This is a genomic window from Mesorhizobium sp. P2_C4 (assembly GCF_056404575.1).
On record NZ_JBFUDT010000012.1, the window covers coordinates 1 to 23469 of the forward strand.

Below are 23469 nucleotides of genomic sequence, written 5' to 3' on the forward strand. Positions count from 1 at the left end.
CCCTCGGCGGGCGGCGTCGCCGGCGCAGCCGCATCGGCGGGCGGCGTTGCGGTTGGCGCAGCCGTGGCTGCCGCATCGCCGGCGGGCGCAGCGGGCGTCGCCGGCGCAGGCGCCGGGGGAGGAGGCGTGGTCAGCGCGGCGACGGATTCGCCTTCGCCAATGCCGCTTTGCCCTGCCGCCGGACCGGGGTCGACCTCGCCGCCCTCGGGCGTCAGGCGCTGTGTAAACTTCGTTCCCTCGGCGTCTGCCGCAGCCGGTGCCGCGGCATCGGTGGTCGCTGGCTTGGCCGGAGCCGGCTTTGCCGGTTCGACCTTGGCGACTTCAGTGCCCTTGCCGCTGAACATCTTGCCGAACGCATCCTTGTTCAGCCAGATGCCATAGCCGCCACCGGCGATCACCAGCAGCGCGACGGCGGCGGCAATCAACCCGCCATAGCTGCGCTTGCGCTCGGCCGGACGCAGCCGCTGGAAGGTATTCTCAGCCGGTTCCTCGTCATTGGCAAAGACATCGCCCTTGTCGTTCGACACCGCGTCGAAGTCCGGAAGACGGTTGTCGGCGGGATCGAAAGGCGACGGAGCCGGCGGCGCTTTCTGCCAGCTCGGCTCCGGCTTGGCAGCCGGAGTCGCCTTCTGCCAACTCGGCTCAGCCTTGGCAGCTGGTGCCGCCGGCTGCCAGGCCGGCTCGGTCTTCGCTGGCTGCCTGGTGTGGCTGGGCTGGTTCTTGTTGCGGTCGATCGAGGAGAAGATGTGTTCCAGTTCCGCCAGCGGATCGGACGCCGGCACGGTTTTGGCGTAGTCCCGCTCGACGCTCGATATGGCATCTTCCAGCGCGCGCTTTTGCCGGTCGGCGACCGACGACGGCGGCGGCGGCGTGATGGCCGCGAGCTTGGCCGCGATGGTCGAGCGGGCCTTGTCATAGACCCTGGCACGCACCTCCGGCGTTGTTTCGCCGAGATTGTCGAGCGTCTTTTTCAGAACAGCAACAAAATCTGCCATGCTTCAGTCGACCTGCATTTTGTTCCTGGGCCGGCCCCCGCAAATCGGCCGCGATGCCCCGGAAAGGCTGAGAAACTAGTCTTGAAACGGGTCGGTCACAAGTATTGTGTCGTCCCGTTCCGGGCTCGTGGAAAGGAGTGCGACCGGCGCGCCGATCAGCTCCTCGATGTAACGGACATATTTGACCGCCTGGGCCGGTAGATCGTTCCAGCTTCTGGCGCCGGCGGTGGTGCCTTTCCAGCCCTCCAGCGTCTCGTAGACCGGTTCGACCCGGGCCTGCGCGCCTTGGCTGGCCGGCAGATAGTCGATCATCTCGCCGTCGAGCCGGTAGCCGGTGCAGACCTTGATTTCATCGAGGCCGTCGAGCACGTCGAGCTTGGTCAGGGCGATGCCCTTGATTCCGTTGACGGCGACGGCCTGGCGCACCAGCACCGCGTCGAACCAGCCGCAGCGGCGCTTGCGGCCGGTGACGACGCCGAACTCATGACCGCGCGTGCCGAGGAATTCGCCGATCTCGTTCTTCTGTTCGGTCGGGAACGGACCTTCGCCGACGCGCGTCGTATAGGCCTTGGTGATGCCGAGCACATAGCCGATGGCGCCCGGACCGACGCCGGAACCGGCAGAAGCCTGGCCGGCGACAGTGTTCGAAGAGGTGACGAACGGATAGGTGCCATGGTCGATGTCGAGCAGCGTGCCTTGCGCACCCTCGAACAGGATACGCTCGCCCGCGCGGCGCTTGTCGTCGAGGATTTTCCAGACACGGTCCATATAGGGCAGGATCTGATCGGCAACCGAGGTCAGTTCACCCAGGATGGCGTCATGCGTGACTTCGGCATGGCCGAGCCCGCGGCGCAGCGCATTGTGGTGCGTCAGCAGCCTGTCGACCTTCAAGGGCAGCGTTTCCAAATCCGCCAAATCCATCACCCGAACCGCGCGCCGGCCCACCTTGTCTTCATAGGCGGGGCCGATGCCGCGACGGGTCGTGCCAATCTTCGTCCCGGAATTGGAGGCGGCGTCCTCTCGGAATCCGTCCAGCTCCCGGTGCAGTGACAGGATAAGCGCGGTGTTTTCGGCTATTTTCAGGCGGTCTGGTGTCACCTCAACGCCCTGCGCCTTCAGTTTCGCCACTTCCGCGACGAAAGCGTGCGGATCGAAGACCACACCATTGCCGATGATCGACAGCTTGCCTGGTCGCACCACGCCGGACGGCAGCAGCGACAGTTTGTAGACCTTGCCGTCGACGACCAGCGTATGGCCGGCATTGTGGCCGCCCTGAAAGCGCACGACAACGTCTGCGCGTTCCGAAAGCCAGTCGACGATCTTGCCCTTGCCCTCGTCGCCCCACTGCGAGCCGACGACCACCACATTGGCCATGTTTCTTTTCCCTTGAGATGCCGCCATTGCGGCTTGAAGACGGTTCGAAACGACAGGCCTCTATAACGTCAAGACCCGGCGGGCGCGACCATTCTTTGCAGCCGAAAACGCCCTGAGGCACAACAATTTTCGCTATCCGCATCATTTACTTGGCCGAGCAGCCGCAATAGGTCGGCAGTGACCCTCGCCATGCCTTCCTCCGGCTGGATTTCGCCATGCATCGAAACGCCTATCTGTTCCTGCTGTTCACCACCTTGCTGTGGGGCGGCAACTCGGTGGCCGGCAAGCTGGCGGTCGGTCACATCTCGCCGATGATGCTTGTCTTTCTGCGCTGGGTGCTGGCGGTTCTCATTATGCTGCCGATCGGTTGGCGCACGCTGCGTGAGGATTGGCCGATCGTGCGCAAGCACTGGCTCGTGCTGGCGGCACTTGGCGCCAGCGGCTTCACCTTCTTCAACACCATCTTTTACACCGCGCTCAACTACACGACGGCGATCAATGTCTCGATCGAGCAGGCGGCGATGCCGATCCTGATTATCGTTGCCAATTTCCTCTTCTTCCGCTTGCGCGTGAACTGGGCCCAGATTGTCGGCGTCGTGCTGACCATCGCCGGCGTGATCCTGACCGCTTGCCACGGCGATCCGCGGCGACTGCTGACGCTGGAGCTCAACTTTGGCGATGCGATCATGCTGGTCGCGGTTGTACTCTACAGCGGCTACTCGGTCGGATTGCGATTGAAACCGGTCATGCGCTGGCAGAGCCTGATGCTGGCACTGTCGGTCGCTGCGCTCATCACAGCGCTGCCCTTCTTCCTGTGGGAAATCGCCGCCGGCAAGGTCATCGTTCCCGATGCGCGCGGCTGGGCGGTGACGATCTACACCGCGGTCGGCGCCTCAATCATCTCGCAGATCTTCTACATCAGGGGCAACGAACTGATCGGCGCCAACCGCGCCGGCCTGTTCATCAATCTGGTGCCGATCTTCGGCACGTTGCTTTCAGTGCTGATCGTCGGCGAGACATTCCAGCTCTATCAGGCGCTGGCGCTGGTGCTGGTGCTGGGCGGCATCGGCCTTGCCGAACATAGCGGGCGCAAGGCGGCGAAGCGCTCGGCAGTGCGAACAGGTCTCTAGAGCATGATCCCGAAAAGTGGAATCCGGTTTTCTCGGACAAAAACGGGAACCGTTTTGTCCAAAGATCACGCTCAAACAAAGACATAGAAAGCGAAATGGCGCGAACGGGTTCGCGCCATTTCCAGCTTTAAAGCAAGCCCGGCCTATACGCCGCCGACATCGAATTGCAGCCTTTTGGCCGAGTCGATCGACTTGTGCGCCCGCACCTGTTCCAGCACTTTTTCCGGGAACGGCGCATCGAGATAGAGCAGCGCGATGGCGTCGCCGCCCGGCCGGTTGCGGCCGAGCTGGAAGTTGGCGATGTTGACGCCGTTCTCGCCACAGACCGTGCCGAGCAGACCGATGATGCCAGGCGCATCGGCGTTGGTGGTGTAGAGCATGTGCTGGCCGACCTCGGCGTCGAGATTGATGCCCTTGATCTGGATGAAGCGCGGTTTGCCGTCGGAGAAGCAGGTGCCGGCGATCGAACGCGTCTTGTGCTCGGTCTTGACCGTCAGCTTGATGTAACCGTCGAACACGCCCGACTTGTCGCGCTTGACCTCGGCAACGATGATGCCGCGCTCCTTCACCATGATCGGCGCCGACACCATGTTGACGTCGGAGACCTGCGGCCGGATCAGGCCGGCAAGCGTGGCGCTGATCAGCGCGCGCGTGTTCATCGTCGCGGTCGAGCCGTCGAACAGGATCTCGACCTCCGTGATCGGGTCCTCGGTCACCTGGCCGACAAAGGCGCCGAGCACTTCGGCGAGCTTGACGAAAGGCTTCAGCCGCGGCGCTTCCTCGGCGGTGATCGACGGCATGTTGATGGCGTTGGAGACGGCGCCCTTGATCAGGTAGTCGGCCATCTGCTCGGCGACCTGCAACGCCACATTCTCCTGCGCCTCGGCGGTCGAAGCACCGAGATGCGGTGTCGCCACGACGTTTTCCATGCCGAACAGTTCATTCTGGTCCGCCGGTTCGACCTCGAACACATCGATGCCGGCGCCGGCAACCTTGCCGCTCTTCAGCGCCGCGACCAGATCGGCCTCGACGACCAGCCCGCCACGCGCGCAGTTGATGATGCGCACGCCTGTTTTCATCTTGGCGATTGCGGCCGCGTCGATGATGTTGCGCGTCTTGTCGGTCAAAGGTGTGTGCAAGGTGATGAAGTCGGCGCGGGCGAGCAGCTCGTCGAGTTCGACCTTGTCGACGCCAAGCTCCTCGGCGCGTTTGTCGGACAGGAACGGATCGAAGGCGACGACATGCATCTTCAGTCCGACGCCGCGCGTAGCAACGATCGAGCCGATATTGCCGCAACCGATGACACCCAGCGTCTTGCCGGTGATCTCGATCCCCATGAAGCGGTTCTTTTCCCATTTGCCGGCATGGGTCGAGGCGTTGGCTTCCGGAATCTGGCGGGCGAGCGCGAAGATCATCGCCACCGCATGCTCGGCGGTGGTGATCGAATTGCCGAAGGGAGTGTTCATCACGATGATGCCCCTGCGGCTCGCAGCCGGGATGTCGACATTGTCGACGCCGATGCCGGCGCGGCCCACGACCTTCAGCCTGGTGGCGGCGTTGATCAGCTTTTCGGTGACTTTGGTGGCCGAGCGGATGGCGAGACCGTCATACTGGTCGATGACTTCCAGCAGTTTTTCTTTGTCTTTGCCGAGATCGGGCAGGTAGTCGACCTCGATGCCGCGGTCTTTGAAGATCTGCACGGCGGTGGTGGAGAGTTTGTCTGAGACGAGAACGCGGGGCGCCATGGCGACCTCCTTCAACTGGGATTTGATCCGTGGGGAATGGGCGGCCCGAGGGCCGCCACAGAAATCTTCAGGCCGCCGCTTTCAGCGACGCCTTCTGTGCGGCAAAGGCCCAGTCGAGCCAGGGCAGCAGCGCTTCGAGGTCGGATGTCTCGACCGTTGCGCCGCACCAGATGCGCAGGCCCGGCGGTGCGTCGCGATAGGCGCCGATGTCATAGGCAACGCCTTCCTTGTCGAGCACCGACACCAGCCCCTTGGCGAAAGCCGCCTGTCCGTCGGCATCGAGTGCAGCAACATCGGGGTCGGTGAAGGACAGGCAGACCGAGGTGTTCGAGCGCGTTGCCGGCTCGACGGCGAGATGGCCGAGCCATGTCGATTTACGGACGAAGCCGTCGAGGATGGCGGCATTGGCATCCGCTCTGGCGACTAGCGCCTCGAGGCCGCCGATCGACTTCGCCCAGTGCAAGGCGTCGAGATAATCCTCCACGCACAGCATCGACGGCGTGTTGATGGTTTCACCCTTGAAGATGCCTTCGATCAGCTTGCCGCCCGAGGTCAGGCGGAAGATTTTCGGCAGCGGCCAGGCAGGCTTGTAGCTCTCCAGCCGCGCGACGGCGCGCGGCGACAGGATCAGCATGCCGTGCGCGCCCTCGCCGCCCAGCACCTTCTGCCAGGAGAAGGTGACGACATCCAGCTTCTGGAAATCAAGCCTTTGTGCGAACGCCGCCGAGGTGGCGTCGCAGATGGTCAGCCCTTGGCGATCTGCGGGGATGAAATCGCCGTTCGGCACGCGCACGCCTGACGTGGTGCCATTCCAGGTGAAGACCACATCGCGGTCGAAATCGATCTTCGCCAGGTCAGGCAATTCGCCGTAGCCAGCTTCGATCTTGCGCACGTCGGCGAGCTTCAGCTGCTTGACTACATCGGTGACCCAGCCGGAGCCAAAGCTCTCCCAGGCGACCATGTCGACGCCGCGCTCGCCGAGCAGCGACCACAGCGCCATCTCGACGGCGCCGGTGTCCGACGCCGGGACGATGCCGATGCGGTAATCCACCGGGACCTGGAGAATTTCGCGCGTCAGCTCGATCGCCTGTTCGAGCTTGGTCTTGCCGATCTTGGCGCGGTGGGAGCGGCCGAGCGCAGCGTTTCTCAAGGCCTCGACCGACCAGCCGGGGCGTTTTGCGCAGGGACCTGAGGAAAAATTGGGGGTTGCCGGACAGAGTCCAGGCTTCGCATGCGTCGTCATCGTGGTCTATCCTTCCAGATAGTGGCCCCTCGTTGGGGAGGGGTGGCCCACGGACGGCGATATTCGTTCAGGCTTCAGGCGTCAAGAGGAAAGTTTTTGTCGCGGCCAGGATACTGGCCGCATGCGGCGAAATGCCGGCCGCAAAAAGCAAACGGCGGATCCACCGATCCGCCGTCCTGATTCTTCGGATTCGCCGCACCTACCAGAGGTCGTAGCGCAGGCCGAGCTTGACCGTCTGATAGTTGATACCTTTGTGGATGTTGAAGGCACCGCTGTCATACGCAACATATTTGCCGCTCGGGATCGAGAAGTACTCGTAGCCGAGGTCGAGCGAGAGATTCTTGGACACCTGGTAGGAAAGGCCTCCACCGATCGAGTAGGCGAGATTGAATTTGGCCTGGGAGTCTTCCGACCCCTTGTATCCGGCCGGATCGTTACACGCGAAGCCACCAGCGCCCGATGTCGGATCAGGAGCAATTTCAACGCAATCGCGCTCGCCCTGGGTCTTGAAATACTTGTTGTAGGCGAGACCGACGCCGCCACCGACGTACGGAGTGATGCCGACATAGGTGCCGAGGTCAAAATAGCCATTGGCCATGACACTGTAGCCCTTGTTGGTAGCGAAGTTCGAGGCCATACAATCCTGGGTCGCCGCTACCGGAACGATGATGAACCCGCCACTCCCGTCAGGGAACAGAGAGTTTGTCGTTCCAGCGCACCCGGCTGGCACCAATGCATGGTCGCCGAACTCGTTGCTCGGCAGGATTCCGCCATTCAGCTCGAGCCGAAGATAGTCGTTGAGATGGTAGCCGATGCCGACACTGCCGGTGAAAAGGCTGCTGCTCTGGGAGAAGTTGATAGCGCCAAGTGCGTTGGTTTCGTCGGTGAACGGATGGCTGAAGGAATAGCCGAGATCGCCGCGCAGATACCATCCGGAGCCGACCTCGACCGGTTGATAGTCCGGCGCCTGGTCGACATAGATCGGCGGGTCGTAGTCGGCGGCCTGCACGGGCGCCAGCGGCATAAGGACGATTGCGGCGAGCATCAATGCGATACGCGATTTGAAGGTCATGGTCCCCGGCTCCCGAAGTTGGCGCTACTCGCATTCACGAGCGCCGTTTGACAGCATTGTTAACCATAGTGGTTAAGTGCCGGTTAAGGATAACGGAGAGTTACCAAATTGATTTCGATGGGCTTTCGGCTCAAACGAAAACCGCCCGGCAGGGGCCGGGCGGTTCGCGAAGGTGAGAATTTCGAAGCGGCTACTTGGTGTAGATCGGCTGCGGCTCCGGGACGTAGGGCTCCGGCGCCGGGGCGCAATCCGATCTGCCGAACTGGTAGCGCAGACCGCCGCGCACTTCGTGGACGTTGATGCCACGGTCGTAGCCCGGGCCGACATTGCTGTCGGCGGCATACTCGAACATCTTGCCGCCAGTGATATGGCTGAAGCGGTAGCCGAGATCGAGCTTGACCCGGTCGGTCAGGCAGTAGGAACCACCGGCCATGAGGGAATAGGCGAAGCGCCAACCCTTGCCGCCGGCATGCTCGAAGGAGCCGTCTGCATCGGTGTTGTGCAGCGTGTCCCACTTGACCCATGCACCGCCGATGCCAGCGCCGACATAAGGCGTCACACCGTGCCATGTGCCGATATCGACATAGGCGTTGGCGAGAAGCAGCAGTGCCGAATAGGACGAGGTGTCGCTCGAAACGCAAGGCGTGCCGGGAGCGGGCGTGTTACAGAAGCCGTTGGTCGAGCCACGGAATTTCGAGCTGGACATCCAGTCGGCCGTCAGGTCGGTGCGGAAATGCTGGTTGATCTGGTAACCGACGCCGGCACCGGCGGAGAAGGCGCTCTTCAGCGAGCCGGTGGCGAAGCTGCCGGGAAGCTGTGGCGGTGCTGCATTGTAAGTGGTGTAGTCGCCGCCACCGAACTTCGACCAGTGATAGTCGATGTCGCCGCGAATGTACCAGCCACCAATGTCGGCCGGCTGCTCGTAGGCGACCGGCGGCGGTGCTTCTTCGACCTGCGGCTCCGCCAAATCGGCGGCGAATACTGGTCCGGCCATTCCCGCGAGCAGCGCGGCAAAGAGGGCCTTTCGTGCTGTATTGAACATGCTTGTCACCCCTGAGAACTCTCGGACCATCGAACCCGCCCGAATGTGATTGACCTCAGTTGTGGATAATGAATTGCAAAGGTTAAAACGCGTTTAACCGTGTCGGTTAACTACGAATCTATACAATTTTAGCGGGAAGACGCTGCCTGTCCGGGGCGGGGAATTGCCTCGACTCGACAAAAAAAGCCCGCCTGAAGGCGGGCTTTGCAACGTCTCGAACCGACGGCGCTGCGCGTCCGTGGACGCGCCGGGATCAGGCGGCGCTGCGTGTTTCCGAAATGACCTCGACGATATCGTTGACGACGGCCTCGACCAGTTGCGGATCGTCACCTTCGGCCATGACGCGGATGAGCGGTTCGGTGCCCGAGGGCCGGATGACCAGGCGCCCGGCCTTGCCGAGGCGATTGCGGGCGTCTTCGATTGCCGCCTTGACCGGCGCCTCCTCAAGCGGCTTGCCGCCGGAAATATGCACGTTCTTCAGCAGCTGCGGCACCGGCTCGAACTTCTTCGACAGTTCGCTGACCGGCCGGTTCTGGCGCTTGATGCAGGCCAGCACCTGCAGCGCCGAGACCAGGCCATCGCCGGTGGTCGAGAAATCGGAGAGCACGATGTGGCCCGACTGTTCGCCGCCGACATTCAGCCCGTGCGCGCGCATATGTTCAACGACATAGCGGTCGCCGACCTTGGTGCGGTGCAGTTGCAGGTTCATGCCGCCGAGGAAGCGTTCGAGGCCGAGATTGGACATCACCGTGGAGACGACGCCACCGCCGGCCAGCCTGCCGCTCTGGTGCCAGGACTCGGCGATCAGCGCCATGATCTGGTCGCCATCGACGATGGCGCCGTTTTCGTCGACGATGACGACGCGGTCGGCATCGCCGTCGAGCGCGATGCCGATATCGGCACGCACCTCATGCACCTTCTTCTGCAGCCCGGCCGGATGGGTCGAGCCGCATTCCTTGTTGATGTTGAAGCCGTTGGGCTCGACATTGATGGCGACGACCTCGGCGCCCAATTCCCACAGCGCCTCGGGCGCCACCTTGTAGGCGGCGCCGTTAGCGCAATCGACAACGATCCTGAGGCCCGAAAGTGACATCGAGCGCGGCAAGGTGCGCTTGGCGAATTCGATATAGCGGTCATGCACGCCATCGACACGCTTGGCGCGGCCAAGCCCGTCCGAATCGGCGAGCGCCAGTTCGATATCCTTGTCAAGCATTCCCTCGATCCGCTCTTCGATCTCGTCGGAGAGCTTGTAGCCATCGGGACCGAACAGTTTGATGCCGTTGTCGTAATAGGGATTGTGCGAGGCCGAGATCATCACGCCGATGTCGGCGCGCAGCGACCGCACCAGCATGGCGACTGCAGGCGTCGGAATGGGGCCAAGCAGGAATACGTCCATGCCGGCGGCGCACAGGCCCGACACCATCGCGTTCTCGATCATGTAGCCGGAAAGTCTTGTGTCCTTGCCAAGCACGACGCGGTGGCGATGGCTGCCACGCTGAAACGACAGGCCAGCGGCCATGCCGACCCGCATGGCGATCTCCGCCGTCATCGGAAACTTGTTGGCGCGCCCGCGAATGCCGTCCGTGCCGAAATAACGCCCTGCCATGTTTGCCAGATCCCCGTCGGTTTTTCAGCCGCCCCTAGTGCCACAATTGGGCCGCATCCGATCATCACATTGTATGATTATATATTACGATTCCTTAGAAAAGCATTGTGTCGGCTGTTAAAATGATTCGACAGCTTACCATGGCAACACGGGGTTTCGGCAATACACCCGGCCACGGCGTGCCGGCCGCTGTAGATTCCCCCGGAACACCTTGCGCCGACGGCGCAGGACACAACAATTTCATCACCTTATCGGGAGGAGTGCAGTTTCTGGCTGCATCCACACCAGTTGCATCTGGCGCAACCGATCGTTGAGAGCTACTGATCTGCAAGGGACATATTATGGGCTGCAGCAACGGAGAAACGCTATGCTCATCCACCGACTAACCACTTTGACGGGCCTTGCCGTCGTGACCTTGTTTCTGGCAGCGCCAGCCAATGCGCTGACCATGGCCGAGTGTAGCACCAAGTACAACACCGCCAAGGATGCCGGCACACTGAACGGGGCAACCTGGAACCAGTTCCGCAAGGCTGAATGCGGCACCGACGCCAGCGCCACCACCACCGATACCAAGCCAGCCAAGAAGACGGCAAAGGCCACCGACGCGGCCAAGCCCGACACCAAGGCAGCCACCACCGACGCGGCGCCGGGCCTGACGGCGAAGGAATGCAGCACCAAATACCAGGCCGCAAAAGCCGCCGGCACGCTGAATGGCGTGAAGTGGAACGACTTCCGCAAGACCGAATGCGCCGCTGGCGCGTCCGCTGCCGCAGAACCAGCCAAGGCGACAACCAAAGCGACCAAGGCGGCTGCCGCGTCTGCCGACGAGGCAAAGGGCCTGACGACGAAAGAGTGCAGCGCCAAGTATCAGGCGGCCAAGGCCGCCGGCACGCTGGGCGGCGTGAAGTGGAACGACTTCCGCAAGACCGAATGCGCCGCCGGCGCGTCGGCCACGGCTGAACCCGTGAAAGCAACGACTAAGGCAGCCGACGCCGGCAAAGGCCTGACGATGGCCGAATGCAGCGCCAAGTATCAGGCGGCCAAGACCGCCAACACGCTGGGCGGCAAGAAGTGGAACGACTTCCGCAAGGCCGAATGCGGCGCCGGCGCAGATGACGACGACACCGTGCCGGCTCCGAGCGAGGCGACCTATACCAGCGAGCCCGAGAAGCCCTCGGTCACCGCTCCCAAAGGTGTGAAGTTCCCGACGGCGATCTCGAAGAAATACACCAGCGAGACCCCGGCCAAGGGCCGCATGCACACCTGCCTCGAGCTCTACTACGCCAACAAGGATGCCAACACGCTGAATGGCCTGCGCTGGATCCAGAAGGGCGGCGGCTTCTACAGTCTCTGCAACGCCAAGCTGAAGAGCTGATCGCGTAGCCATATTCTCCAGACAAAGGCCCGCGCATCGCAACATGCGCGGGCCATTTTGTTGCGCTCGAAGACGCCCGGCTTTGCTCGCGTCTACATATCGCGGAAGCTGTCGGCGTCATCTGTTCGCCCACACTGCCCACCGCCAGACTTATCGGTGGTTTGCAAAGATTCCAATTGAACATATACAGAACAAACAGTATACAAAAGGACATCGAACTTCTTGTCAACCAGGAGGGTCTTATGTCCAGATTGAAATTGGCGGCATTGGCTGTGACGGCATGGGTTGCTTGGAGCGTCGCCCCTGCAAGCGCACTGACGATGAAGGAATGCGGCGAGGCCTATCGCACAGCCAAGGAAGGCGGCACTCTGAACGGCATGGATTGGACCGCTTTCCGCACGGAGAAGTGCGCGACGTCAGCTGCGGAGAGTGCCAGCGCGGATACGGTCAAAACCGAGCCGCAGCCGACGAAGGAAACCAGCGCGGCGGTCGCCCCCGCTGTAGCGCCGGCGGGCGTGACATTCCCGACCACCCTCGCCTCCGAGTTCAAGACCGAAAAGCCCGCGAAGGCGCGGATGAAGACCTGCCTGCAGGGTTACCACGGCAACAAGGATGCAGGTACGTTGAACGGCCTTCGCTGGATCCAGAAGGGCGGCGGCTATTACAGTCTCTGCAACGCCAAGCTGAAGAGCTGATACAGGACCCCGCGGGCCTGTCAGGTCCGCGGGGTTTTCATTTGAGCACGGCAATCAGTAGACAGTCGGCACCCAGTGCTGGCTGGTCTTGGGCGGACGGACATAGCCGTCGTCCTTCTGACGCGGGCTGAGCCTTATCTTCGCCGGACGGATTTCCTTGTACGGGATCCGCGTCAGCAGATGGCTGATGCAATTGAGCCGCGCCTTCTTCTTGTTGTCGGCATCGACAATGTTCCACGGCGACTGATCGGTGTCGGTGAATTTCTGCATCATGTCCTTGGCCCGGGAATACTCGACCCAGTGTTCGCGCGACTTCAGGTCCATGGGTGATAGCTTCCAGCGCTTGATCGGATTGTCGATACGCTCCTTGAACCGGCGTTCCTGTTCGTCGTCGCCAACCGAGAACCAGTATTTGACCAGGATGATGCCGGACTTGATCAGCATCTCCTCGAACAGCGGGCACGAGCGCAGGAATTCGCCATACTCTTCGTCGGTGCAGAAGCCCATGACGCGCTCGACCCCGGCGCGGTTATACCAGGAGCGGTCGAACAGGACGATCTCGCCCTTGCCGGGCAGGTGCTGGACATAGCGCTGGAAATACCACTGGCTGCGTTCGCGCTCGGTCGGCGTGCCCAGTGCAACGACTCGGCAGACGCGCGGATTGAGGCTTTCGGTGATGCGCTTGATGACACCGCCCTTACCGGCCGCGTCGCGGCCTTCGAAGATCACGACGACCTTCAATCCTTCCTTTTGCACCCAATCCTGCAGCTTGATCAGTTCGAACTGCAGCCGGACCAGTTCGTCGACATAACGGTAGGGCTTTTTGGCCTTGGCCTGCTTGGCCTTTTTCTTCTTCTTTTTCTTGCCCCCGCCGGCATCGCCGTTCGGCAATTTCCAGGCTGCTTCCTTTGCCGCGCCTTCAACGGCGTCGAGATGAATATCGCCTCCGACCGGCGCATTTCTGGCCTGCTTGTCCCTCTTGCCCATGATCACACCTCCCACGCAGCCACGCCGGTTGATCCGACGGCAGCCGGCTAATCGATTCAATACCGACTGTGAGGGGAGTCAAGCCAATGGAGTGCAACGCCTGCCCTGACGGAAATGGCCAGCCGGAAACGAAAACGCCGCGGTTTGAGCCGCGGCGTTTTACAAAACCTGTCCTGTCCGGACCTCAGCTTGATGGCTGAGGCTCCATGCCGCCTTCCGGCTCCGGGCCTTTCTTGCGGCGGCCACCGGACTTCGGCACGGCCGAGCCACGGCTCGGCGGCGTGTCGTCGCCAAGGTCGCGGGCTGGCTTGTGGCCGGCGATCAACTGCTTGATCTCCTCGCCCGACAGCGTCTCGTATTCGAGCAGGCCTTGCGCCAGCGCAATCCATTCCTTCTTCTTCTTGGTCAGGATGGACTTGGCCGAGACATAGGCCTCGTCGATAAGCCGGCGCACTTCGGCGTCGATGATCTGCGCCGTCTCTTCCGAAACGTTTTGCGTGCGCGCCACCGAATGGCCGAGGAACACCTCTTCCTGGTTGTCGCCATAGGCGACGTGGCCGAGCTTGTCGGAGAAACCCCAGCGCGTGACCATGGCGCGCGCCAGCTTGGTCGCCTGCTCGATATCAGAGGAGGCGCCCGAAGTGATGTTCTCCTTGCCGAACTTGAACTCCTCGGCAACGCGGCCGCCCATCATGATGGCGAGACGCGAGATCATGTATTTGTAGCTCATCGAGTAGCGGTCGCCTTCCGGCAACTGCATGACCATACCAAGTGCCCGGCCGCGCGGGATGATCGTCGCCTTGTGCAGCGGATCGGCCGACGGCACGTTGAGCGCCAGAATGGCGTGGCCGGCCTCGTGATAGGCGGTCAGCTCCTTCTCGGCCTGCGTCATCGCAGACGAGCGACGCTCGGCGCCCATCATGATCTTGTCCTTGGCGTCCTCGAATTCGGCCATGGTGACGAGACGCTTGTTGCGGCGCGCCGCCATCAGGGCGGATTCGTTGACGAGGTTCATCAGGTCGGCGCCGGAAAATCCCGGCGTGCCGCGTGCGATCACTTTGAGGTCGACATTGGGCGCCAGCGGCACGTTGCGCACATGCACCTTGAGGATCTTCTCGCGGCCGACGATGTCGGGGTTCGGCACCACCACCTGGCGGTCGAAACGGCCCGGACGCAACAGCGCCGGGTCAAGCACGTCGGGCCGGTTGGTGGCGGCGATCAGGATGATGCTTTCGTTGGACTCGAAGCCGTCCATCTCGACCAGCAACTGGTTCAGCGTCTGCTCGCGCTCGTCGTTGCCGCCGCCAAGACCGGCGCCGCGATGGCGACCGACTGCGTCGATTTCGTCGATGAAGATGATGCAGGGTGCGTTCTTCTTGGCCTGGTCGAACATGTCGCGGACGCGGGATGCGCCGACACCGACGAACATCTCGACGAAGTCAGAACCCGAGATGGTGAAGAACGGCACGTTGGCTTCGCCGGCGACGGAGCGCGCGAGAAGCGTCTTGCCGGTTCCCGGAGGGCCGACCAGAAGCACGCCGCGCGGGATCTTGCCGCCGAGACGCTGGAACTTCTGCGGGTCGCGCAGGAACTCGACGATCTCTTCCAGATCTTCCTTGGCTTCGTCGACACCCGCGACGTCCTGGAAGGTGACGCGGCCATGCGCCTCGGTCAGAAGCTTGGCCTTCGACTTGCCGAAGCCCATGGCACGACCGGAGCCGGACTGCATCTGGCGCATGAAGAATATCCAGACGCCGAGGATGAGGAGCATCGGCAGCCAGCCGATCAGGGTACCGAACAGCGTGTTCGAACCGTCGGATTCAGGACGGGCATTGATGGTCACGTTCTTCTCCTGCAGCCTCGACACCAGCTGCGGATCGCCGGGCGAGTAGGTCTGGAAGCCACTTGCGCTGTCGGTGTAGGTGCCGGAGATACGAGCGCCGGCGATCGTCACCGTCTTGACCCGGCCGGCCGAAACTTCCTGCAGGAACTGCGAATAGGGGACGTCGCTCGAGGCTCCACGCGTCTGCGGCGTCTGGAACAGATTGAAGAGTGCGATGAGCAGGACCGCTATGATCGCCCAGAGCGCGAGATTGCGATAATTCGGATTCATCAATTGTCCCGTTGGCGTCCGCTGGCGGACACACGTCATGAGAGGAAACTTGGGCCTAACATAGGGAGAGCGCTTCCCCTTGCCAAGCATAACAGCACGTCTGGGTTAAGCTTTCGCCCATGATCAACCGGCAGTGTGGCCGTGGAAAGGCGGGGCCGGAACAGGCGGCGCGCCGATCAGCCCGGCGACAGCGTCGGCCGGTGCCAGATCGAAGGATGGCAGGAAGCGGGCAAAGGGCGCAACGACCGGATGTGCCGCGATCGCCGGCAGCACCGGGCTGTGCTGCGCCAAGCCAAGGCATTCGCCGTCGCGCCACAGCGCTGGCTCGGCGGCAAGCGCGGCGCGGACAAGGCTCGGTGGCGTGCCGTCTTCGGCAAGAGTGCGCCTGGCGGCAGCAGCCGCTCCCAACGGCGCGATCAACAATGCATCGGACTTGTCGTTCGATGTGATCCACCGGCGGCTGTCCCAAAGGGCAGTGTCCGGCACCGGTCCTGCTGACGGCAGATCGCGGGTTTCACGGTGCAGGAAGATGCCGGCCCGCCTTGCGTCGACCACCGTCCGCGACAATGTGGCGCAAAGCGGTCCGGCCCTTAGGCTGTCGAACAGCGCTTCGCTGCGGGCCTGGTCCGGCAGAAAGGAGACGCCGCCACAGGCGGCCAGCAGGATGCGCAAGGCGTAGATTGCAGCCTGGTCGTCGCCGGATGCAGCAAAGCCGGGATCAAGACGGATGAGACCGGGGGCTGGTTGGCTGGCCAAGGCACGGATCAGCCCGGCCGCGCGATGGCCGAGCTGTTCGCGCTCGGTGGCAGCCTGCTTGGCCAAGACGATCGCTGCCGCAAAACGCTGCCCACCGTCGCCAGCGAGTGCGGCGCGGATACGCGGGCGTTCGAAATGCACGTCAGTGTTGGTCGGGTCTTCGATCCAGCCGACATGTTCGCGCCGCAGGGCGTCACGCAGCAGGGTCCGCCGCATGCCGAGCAACGGCCGCACGATCCAGATGCGCCAATCGTAGAGGGTTGCCGGCGCCATGCCCGCCAGGCCGCGGCCTGCCGTTTCGGCAAGCCCGCGGCCGTCATCCCGCGCGTGTCGCATCTGCACCGTCTCGGCCTGGTCGTCTGCGGTGTGGCCAGTAAGGATCAGGCCGATATCAGCGGCTTGTGCGGCCTGCGCCAGCAACCGGTAGCGCGCCTCGCGCGCGGCGGCGGGCAGGCCGGTCGACGGCTTTGGCCCGGACCAGAGCAGAGTGCGATGTGCAATGCCGCGCCCCGCACAGAGCCCGGCCACGGCTTGCGCCTCTGCTGCCGAACCCGGCCGCAAATCGTGGTCGATCGTCACCGCCAGCAGCTTGGTTGCCGGTGCGGTACGGTCGAGATGGTTTTTGAGGAGGAGGAGAAGGGCGGTCGAGTCGCTGCCGCCGGACACGGCCGCAACAGCGCCGTTGGTAAAGTCGATCTGCGAAAAATCCGAAAGGTCAGGCTCGGTATCGAGCATCATGCATGGCGCCCAAAAGTGGTCCCGGTTTTGGGACAACGACATGCAAGGGAAAGACTAGCAAGCTGCGAGCGCCTTCTCCTGCTTGACGCGTTCCTTGAGCGCACCGGAAATGTCTGGATAGCGCTTGCCGATCTCGCTGAAGGTGGCGCAGGCAACATCCTTCTGCTTGAGGCCAACCAGCGACACGCCGAGCTTCAACAGCATATCAGGTGCCTTCTTGGCCTTCGGGTAGTCCTTGCTGGCGGCAAGGAAAACCTCGGCCGCATCGTGGTACTTTTGCTGGCCGAGCAGCGATTCACCCAGCCAGTAATGCGCGTCCGCCGCCTTGGCGTCCTTGGGGAAGCGGGAAATATGATCGCGAAACCCTTCCTCGGCGGTGCTGTAGTCGCCCGACAGGATGAACTGGTAGGAATTGCGATAAAGCTCTTCCGGGTCCTTTGTGGAGGGCAGCGCCGCAACGACCGTGCCATCCGACTTGCCGGCCTTGGCGCTAGCGGCCGGGGCCGTTGTCGCGGGAGCGGCGGTCTCCGCCGGCGCCGTCGCCTGCGTGTTGCCGTTGGCATCGATCACATTGCCGTTCTTGTCGACGGTGATGGTGCCGAACGTCTTCGGCGGCGTGCCCGTCACGGTGGTGCCGGGATCGCCGGTCGGCGATTCGATAATGACATCCTGGACACTCTGGCCCCCTGCGGCTTGATCACCGCCAGGCGCCGTGCCGGCATCGGCCGGCGCTGGCGTTGCCGGCGCCTCGGCGACGCTGTCGTCGGTGTTGGTGGTGGCGTCCGACTTCTTCTGTGCCGGAGGCTGCTGCGCGCCTTGCGAGCCGCCTTCCAGCTGCTGGAAGCGGAACTCGTTGTCTTCCTGCTGCTTGCGGATCTGCTCCTGCATCTGCAGCACCTGGAAGTTGAGCTCCTCGATCTTGCCGTTCATCTGCCGCAGCTGTTCCTCGAGCGCCGTGGCGGTGGTGCCGTCGGACTGCTGCGCGACCTGCAGCTGTTCCGGCTTCTTCTTTTCGCCGAAAATGCCGAGGTTGGGCAGATGGAAGGAAAACCCGCTTTCCGCCGGTTGCCCGATGCCGCTTGCCGGAGCGGCGACGCTTGATACGAGCAGCAGCGCAAGGGTGCCGCTCAAGACCGTTCTGAAATGCATGTGCCTCTCGCCGTGAAAATCGTTGGTATGCGCCTTTCCGGTCAGGGTGGACCGGTCAGGCACCCTCGGCTCTTAGCAGGACGTGAGACTTCGGCCAAATTTTGTTTCGCTGGTCCAGATATGAAAAAGGCGGCCATTTGGCCGCCTTTCGCATGGATGTGTTGTATTTTTGCCGATCAGGAGCCGGCGCCGCTGAGCGTGGTGACGGCGCGGCGGTTCTGCGACCAGCAGGAGATGTCGTCGCAAACCGCGACCGGACGTTCCTTGCCGTAGGAAATCGTCTTCAGGCGCTGGGCCGAAACACCCTTTGCCACCAGGAAGTCGCGGGTGGCGGCGGCGCGGCGGGCGCCGAGAGCCAGATTGTATTCACGCGTGCCGCGCTCGTCGGCATGGCCTTCGATGACGATGGCATACTGCTTGTACTGGTTCAGCCACTGCGCCTGGCGGGCAAGCGTCGTCTGCGCGTCGGCGCGGATCGCGGTCGAGTCGGTGTCGAAGAAGATGCGGTCGCCAATGTTGACGGTGAAGTCCTGCGCCGAGCCGGGCGTTGCCGCGCCGGCGCCGTTGAGGCCGAGATCGGCGGCGCTGTTCGGCGTCTTCTTCGAGGCGCAACCGGTAATGGCGAGCATCGCGACGAGTGCGATCATGACCGGGTTTCTGGTAAGTGCTGCGATACGGCCCATGCCGCCTCTCCTTCGTATTTCGAGTGATTTCATTGATCACCCAGTAACCACGTTTGGGTTAACCGGCATTCAACAAACACGGTTAAGATTTGGTTTCGGCTGCCGTCCGCAGTCGCTTTGACCGAAGGCCACAATGTGCGCGGACCGTAGGCGGAAATGCGGCCAAAACGCGACTTTGACGTGAAAAAAGCCCCGAAACGGGGCTTTTAAGGTACTGTTGCCAAGTTGCAACGAAGCGAGCGGAGGCTCGACCGAAAAACCCAACATGGTTTATTCGAGCAAGGGCGACCAAGCCGGGTCGGAAGCGAAGTTCGCGGTCGGGATCGACTGTTCGTTGCGGCCGGTGAGATCGACAGAAACGAGTTTCGGGCCGCCGGCAGAGTCGCGGAAGAACATCAGCACCCGGCCGTTGGGTGCCCAGGTCGGACCCTCCTGCTGGAAGCCAGAAGACAGGATGCGCTCGCCCGAACCATCGGTCTTCATGACGCCGATCTGGAATTCGCCGCCGGTTTGCTTGGTGAAGGCGATGAGGTCGCCGCGCGGCGACCATACCGGTGTCGAGTAGACGCCGTCGCCGAAGGAGATGCGGTTCTGGCCCGAGCCATCGGCGCCCATCACATAGATCTGCGCGCGGCCACCGCGGTCGGAGGTGAACACCACCTGGCTGCCGTCCGGCGAATAGGATGGCGAGGTGTCGATGGCGGTCGAATTGGTCAGCCGCGTCGTCGAGCGGCTTCTCAGATCCATGGCGAAAATGTTGGAATTGCCGTCGTCGCGCAGCAGGCTCATGATCACCTTCTGGCCGTCGGGCGAGAAGCGCGGCGCAAAGGTCATGCCGGGGAAATTGCCGACCAGTTCGCGCTGCCCGGTCTCGATCTGCAAGAGATAGACCCGCGGCTGGCCGCTTTCATAGGACATATAGGTGATTTCCTGCCGGTTCGGCGAGAAACGCGGCGTCAGCACGATCGACTTGCCGTCGGAGAGATAGCGAACATTGGCGCCGTCCTGGTCCATGATGGCGAGGCGCTTCTTGCGGGCGTTCTTGGCGCCCGATTCGTCGATGAAGACGACGCGGGTGTCGAAGTAGCCCTTCTCGCCGGTCAGCCGCTCATAGATGGCATCGGCGATGATGTGGGCGACGCGGCGCTGATTGGCATCGTTGGCGAAGAACTGCTCGCCCGACATCTGCTGGCCGGCAAAGGTATCCCATAGCCGATACTGGGCGCGGATGCGGCCGTCCGCCTCCTTGCTGACGCTACCTGTGACCAGAGCCTGCGCATTGATCACCTTCCAGTCTTCGAAGCGGGGGGCAGCATCCGGATTGGCGATCTTCTCGATGAAGGCGCTTTTGTCGATCGGCGCGAACAAGCCGGAGCGTTTCAGATCGGCGCTGACGATATCGGAGATCTGCGCGCCAAGCTCACCTTGAAAATCGGTAACGGCGATCGGCAGCGGCTCGACATTGCCCTTGTTGACGTTGATCTCGACCAGCGCCCACGCCGGCAATATGGCGCTCGCGGTCATGCCCAGCGCCATCGCTGTGATCATCAGGAGTGGCTTGAGGATGAATTTCATGTCTTCTCGCTTCTCTTAACTGATTCTGGGGACGCCAGGCCTAGAGGCCAAGCATCTCCCTCGGATCGAAAGTAACCCGGACCTGGGCCCAGATATCCTGTTTACCGGGAGGAACTTGCAGGCCGGCCATGTTGCATTTCTGAACGGCACGCACGGCACTCTCGTCGAACTGACGGTTTCCGCTCGATTTCTCGACGGTGGGCCGGCCATCGAGTTTACCGGAGGCGTCCAGGTTGAAGAGCACCACCGCGACGAAGTTCTCCGAACCCTCGAGCCCTACCGGCAGGGTCCAGCAACCGCCAAGCTGATCGGACAATGCGCCCATTTCGCTTTGCGACAGCTTCTGGCCCTGGTCCTTGTCACCGCCCAGCGACGCCTGTTGGGTCGAGCGCTTGGCGCCGCCGCCCGACGGCTTCTGCTTGTCGAGGAGAGCGGAAATCTCGTCGGCGTTGAACTGCTTGTCATCCGATTTCGGCTTGGACGACGCCTCCTTGACCGGCTTGTCGGCATCCTTGCGCTCTGGCGCTTTGGCGCTTTCGGCCTGGGCTGGCTGCGGCTTGGGCCGTGCTTCCGGCGCCGGTGCGGAATCCGGAAGCTGCGTCGCTTCGGTGGGTGGTTCTTGCGCTATCGCTTCAGCCACCGCATCGGGCTTGACCTCCGGCGTCGGCTCGATCGCAGCGGTCTTATCCTCCGGCGGCGTCGGCGTCGGCTCCTTGGCCGGTGTCGGCTTGGGGTCGGTCTGCTTGACCGGCTCGGGCTTGACCTCTTCCTTCGGCTGCGGCGCCGGCGCCACTTCCGTAGCCGGAATAGGCTTTGGCTTTTCCTGCGGCTTCGGCACGTCCTCGGTCTTCGGCTTTTCCACCGGTGTCGGCGCCGGCGGCGGAGCCGACGTGGTATCGACCGGCCTGGGCTTGGCTTCCGGCGTTATCGGCTTGTCGGTGTCGACGCTGTTCTCGCCGACCTTCTGGGCGGCCGGTACGATATCCGGACGCTGGGTCGGCAACGGCGCCGGCTTTTCGTGCATCACGGCCTTTTTGTCGCCTTGCAGGACTTGCGACATCGCTTCCATCGGCACGATGTCGACCGCGACCGACTCTTCGGCGCTCGGAAGCGCAGCCGGCGCCGACAGCGTGAACAGACCGAAGCCGAGCACGACAGCATGCAAGATCACCGATGTGGTGAGGCCGGTCTTCATCTTCTTGTCTATTGATCCTGTTCCTGGAGCGAAACGAGGCCGATATTCTTGTAGCCGGCGGCCGAAATGCGGGCCATCACCTTCATCGCCGTGCCATAGTCGGTCAGCTTGTCGCCGCGGATGAAGATGCGCTCGTCATAGCCGGTCTTCGAGATTGCCTGCAGCTTGGCCACCAACTCGTCGATCGGAATCTCGGTTTCCTGGAGATAGATCTGGCCAGCGGCGTTGATCGAGACGGTGATCGGCTGCGTGTCGGCGTTCATCGCCTTGGCCTGCGTGTCCGGCAGGTCGATCGGCACGCCGACCGTCAACAAGGGCGCCGCGACCATGAAGATGATCAGCAGCACCAGCATCACGTCGACCATCGGCGTGACGTTGATCTCGGCCATCAGGCCATGGTGACGGCCACGTCGCCTGTGCCCGCGCCCGCCACGTCCACCACCCGCGCTTACAGACATTCCCATGATCGTTCCTCAGGCCTTCTGCGCGACTTTTTCATCGATTTGGCGCGAGAGTATGGCGGAGAACTCGTCGGAGAACCCCTCCATGCGCACCGCGATCTTGCTCGCGTCGGACGACAGCTTGTTGTAGGCGATGACCGCCGGGATGGCGGCGAGCAGACCGATGGCCGTCGCCAGCAGCGCTTCGGCAATGCCGGGCGCCACGACGGCAAGACTTGTGTTCTTCGATCCGGCGATCGCCTGGAACGAGGTCATGATGCCGATGACGGTGCCGAACAGACCAATGAAGGGCGCGGCCGCGCCGACCGTAGCGAGGAAGCCGAGACGCCCTTCCAGCTTCTCCATTTCGCGGGTCAGCGCCAGATCCATGGCCTTGTCGATGCGGGTCTGCAGGCCGAGTGGCGATTTGGCGCCTTTCTCGAAACTCTTCTTCCATTCGCGCATGGCGGCGACGAAGATCGCACCCATGCCGGCCGTCTTGCGGTCGGCCAGCGTGCGGTAAAGTTCTTCCAGCGACTGTCCCGACCAGAACACCTGCTCGAAGCGGTTGAGCGCGAGCCGCATGCGGGCGTAGGCGACGAGCTTGTCGACAACAATCGCCCAGGTCCAGATCGAAGCGCCGAGCAGGCCGATCATCACCAGCTTGACCACCCAGCTGGCCTGCATGAACAGCGCCCAAATCGACAATTGCGCGCCCGGTTCGGCGAGTGCGATGTTTTCCATGATTACGTCCTTAAGATTTTCCGGGCATGGCTGGCGGCTGGCCCCTGGGCATCCCTTGTGGTCCGTTCGCGCGAGGCTCGCGGAATAACCCCAAAATGCAGCGTTGGCGGCCTTTTCAGGGCAAATATTGGTGAAAGGAAGGCGCTTGGATTCTTCCAATCTTCACCAATCTCTTCATGAACCGTTATGGTTAAGGATGGGTTAGGAAATAAGGCGCGGCGCATTGCCGCGCCCTCGACGCCAAGCAGAGGGTCTGCTTTCGCCTCGCGCGACTGCCGGAAATGACGAAGGAGCGATTTCTAGGCGCTTGCCTTGGACATAAATGCTGCCACCCATTCCCTGGGGAAGCGGCGCGGCCGGCCGTTCTCGCCGATGATCGCCGCCTCGACCCGCGCCTCGACCAGCACGTCATCACCACGCTTCAGCTGCTGGGCCATGAAGATGCGGGCACCGGAAATCTCCTCGGTACGCGTGTCGATGGTCAGGATGTCGTCGATGCGGGCGGACCCTCGAAAATCGATCTCCATGCGCCGCACCACCCAGACGATTTTTTCGCCATGCTTGCCCTCGGCTAGCTCGGTGTGGTGGACGCCGGTAAGCCTGAGATAGTCGGAACGACCGCGTTCGAAGAATTCGAGATAGCGCGCGTGGTAGACGACGCCGGAAAAATCGGTGTCGGCGTAATAGACCCGCGCCATCAACCGATGGCCGAACGCCGTCAGCGCGCCGGAAAGACCTGCGGAAAGCGCTGCCGATTCACCATGATCGTCCATTGCGCTTTCCTTTTTGGCCCTGACGGGGCACCTGCTCGT

Annotated in this window: 19 protein-coding genes and 1 pseudogene; 3 read left to right on the forward strand and 17 right to left on the reverse strand. The window is 62.6% G+C overall.

The window, feature by feature from the left end; all coding sequences use genetic code 11:
- Both AC1DX6_RS29165 and AC1DX6_RS29170 read right to left on the reverse strand, forming a co-directional pair.
- Positions 1–995: pseudogene (locus AC1DX6_RS29165) on the reverse strand (hypothetical protein); the annotation flags it as partial.
- 75 nt (positions 996–1070) lie between these two features.
- On the reverse strand, positions 1071–2369 hold the full coding sequence (locus AC1DX6_RS29170; protein ID WP_477319813.1) for an adenylosuccinate synthase: 1299 nt from the start codon (positions 2367–2369) through the stop codon (positions 1071–1073).
- 215 nt (positions 2370–2584) lie between these two features.
- Here AC1DX6_RS29170 and AC1DX6_RS29175 point away from each other — a divergent pair, with 215 nt between their 5' ends.
- Positions 2585–3499: a DMT family transporter gene (locus tag AC1DX6_RS29175; protein WP_477319815.1), complete on the forward strand. Its 915-nt coding sequence runs from the start codon at positions 2585–2587 to the stop codon at positions 3497–3499.
- 143 nt (positions 3500–3642) lie between these two features.
- On the opposite strand, the gene serA is transcribed toward AC1DX6_RS29175, so the two are convergent.
- From serA to glmM, 5 genes are all read right to left on the reverse strand, one after another.
- Positions 3643–5244, reverse strand: coding sequence for a phosphoglycerate dehydrogenase (gene serA / locus AC1DX6_RS29180; protein ID WP_477319817.1), 1602 nt, complete (start codon positions 5242–5244; stop codon positions 3643–3645).
- A gap of 67 nt (positions 5245–5311) precedes the next feature.
- Entirely contained in the window at positions 5312–6487 is a 1176-nt protein-coding gene (locus tag AC1DX6_RS29185; protein WP_477319819.1) for a phosphoserine transaminase, read from the reverse strand.
- A gap of 199 nt (positions 6488–6686) precedes the next feature.
- Complete coding sequence (locus AC1DX6_RS29190; protein ID WP_477319821.1) at positions 6687–7559, reverse strand: outer membrane protein; 873 nt, start codon at positions 7557–7559, stop codon at positions 6687–6689.
- Between the two features lie 190 nt (positions 7560–7749).
- Positions 7750–8601 carry an outer membrane protein gene (locus AC1DX6_RS29195; RefSeq protein ID WP_477319825.1) on the reverse strand — a complete coding sequence of 284 codons (852 nt, stop codon included), beginning with the start codon at positions 8599–8601 and terminating at the stop codon, positions 7750–7752.
- Between the two features lie 253 nt (positions 8602–8854).
- Positions 8855–10207 carry a phosphoglucosamine mutase gene (glmM, locus tag AC1DX6_RS29200; RefSeq protein WP_477270667.1) on the reverse strand — a complete coding sequence of 451 codons (1353 nt, stop codon included), beginning with the start codon at positions 10205–10207 and terminating at the stop codon, positions 8855–8857.
- Between the two features lie 367 nt (positions 10208–10574).
- On the opposite strand from glmM, the gene AC1DX6_RS29205 reads away from it, so the two are divergent.
- Together AC1DX6_RS29205 and AC1DX6_RS29210 are read left to right on the forward strand one after the other, a co-directional pair.
- Entirely contained in the window at positions 10575–11582 is a 1008-nt protein-coding gene (locus tag AC1DX6_RS29205) for a hypothetical protein (RefSeq protein WP_477319827.1), read from the forward strand.
- A 242-nt stretch (positions 11583–11824) separates the two neighbouring features.
- Positions 11825–12277: a hypothetical protein gene (locus AC1DX6_RS29210; protein ID WP_477319976.1), complete on the forward strand. Its 453-nt coding sequence runs from the start codon at positions 11825–11827 to the stop codon at positions 12275–12277.
- A gap of 54 nt (positions 12278–12331) precedes the next feature.
- On the opposite strand, the gene ppk2 is transcribed toward AC1DX6_RS29210, so the two are convergent.
- The 10 genes from ppk2 to ybgC form a co-directional block, all read right to left on the reverse strand.
- On the reverse strand, positions 12332–13264 hold the full coding sequence (gene ppk2 / locus AC1DX6_RS29215; RefSeq protein ID WP_477319829.1) for a polyphosphate kinase 2: 933 nt from the start codon (positions 13262–13264) through the stop codon (positions 12332–12334).
- Positions 13265–13448: 184 nt separating this feature from the next.
- Positions 13449–15377: an ATP-dependent zinc metalloprotease FtsH gene (gene ftsH / locus AC1DX6_RS29220; protein WP_477246130.1), complete on the reverse strand. Its 1929-nt coding sequence runs from the start codon at positions 15375–15377 to the stop codon at positions 13449–13451.
- A 123-nt stretch (positions 15378–15500) separates the two neighbouring features.
- Positions 15501–16868, reverse strand: coding sequence for a tRNA lysidine(34) synthetase TilS (gene tilS / locus AC1DX6_RS29225; RefSeq protein WP_477319978.1), 1368 nt, complete (start codon positions 16866–16868; stop codon positions 15501–15503).
- A 57-nt stretch (positions 16869–16925) separates the two neighbouring features.
- Positions 16926–18020 carry a tol-pal system protein YbgF gene (gene ybgF, locus AC1DX6_RS29230; RefSeq protein WP_477319831.1) on the reverse strand — a complete coding sequence of 365 codons (1095 nt, stop codon included), beginning with the start codon at positions 18018–18020 and terminating at the stop codon, positions 16926–16928.
- Between the two features lie 176 nt (positions 18021–18196).
- On the reverse strand, positions 18197–18703 hold the full coding sequence (gene pal / locus AC1DX6_RS29235; RefSeq protein ID WP_477246126.1) for a peptidoglycan-associated lipoprotein Pal: 507 nt from the start codon (positions 18701–18703) through the stop codon (positions 18197–18199).
- A 270-nt stretch (positions 18704–18973) separates the two neighbouring features.
- Complete coding sequence (gene tolB / locus AC1DX6_RS29240) at positions 18974–20278, reverse strand: Tol-Pal system beta propeller repeat protein TolB (protein ID WP_477319833.1); 1305 nt, start codon at positions 20276–20278, stop codon at positions 18974–18976.
- Between the two features lie 40 nt (positions 20279–20318).
- Positions 20319–21473, reverse strand: coding sequence for an energy transducer TonB family protein (locus AC1DX6_RS29245; RefSeq protein ID WP_477319835.1), 1155 nt, complete (start codon positions 21471–21473; stop codon positions 20319–20321).
- Between the two features lie 8 nt (positions 21474–21481).
- Entirely contained in the window at positions 21482–21937 is a 456-nt protein-coding gene (gene tolR / locus AC1DX6_RS29250) for a protein TolR (RefSeq protein ID WP_477319837.1), read from the reverse strand.
- 9 nt (positions 21938–21946) lie between these two features.
- Positions 21947–22657 carry a protein TolQ gene (tolQ, locus tag AC1DX6_RS29255; RefSeq protein WP_477246118.1) on the reverse strand — a complete coding sequence of 237 codons (711 nt, stop codon included), beginning with the start codon at positions 22655–22657 and terminating at the stop codon, positions 21947–21949.
- A gap of 299 nt (positions 22658–22956) precedes the next feature.
- Positions 22957–23430, reverse strand: coding sequence for a tol-pal system-associated acyl-CoA thioesterase (gene ybgC, locus AC1DX6_RS29260; RefSeq protein ID WP_477319839.1), 474 nt, complete (start codon positions 23428–23430; stop codon positions 22957–22959).
- Positions 23431–23469: the final 39 nt, after the last annotated feature.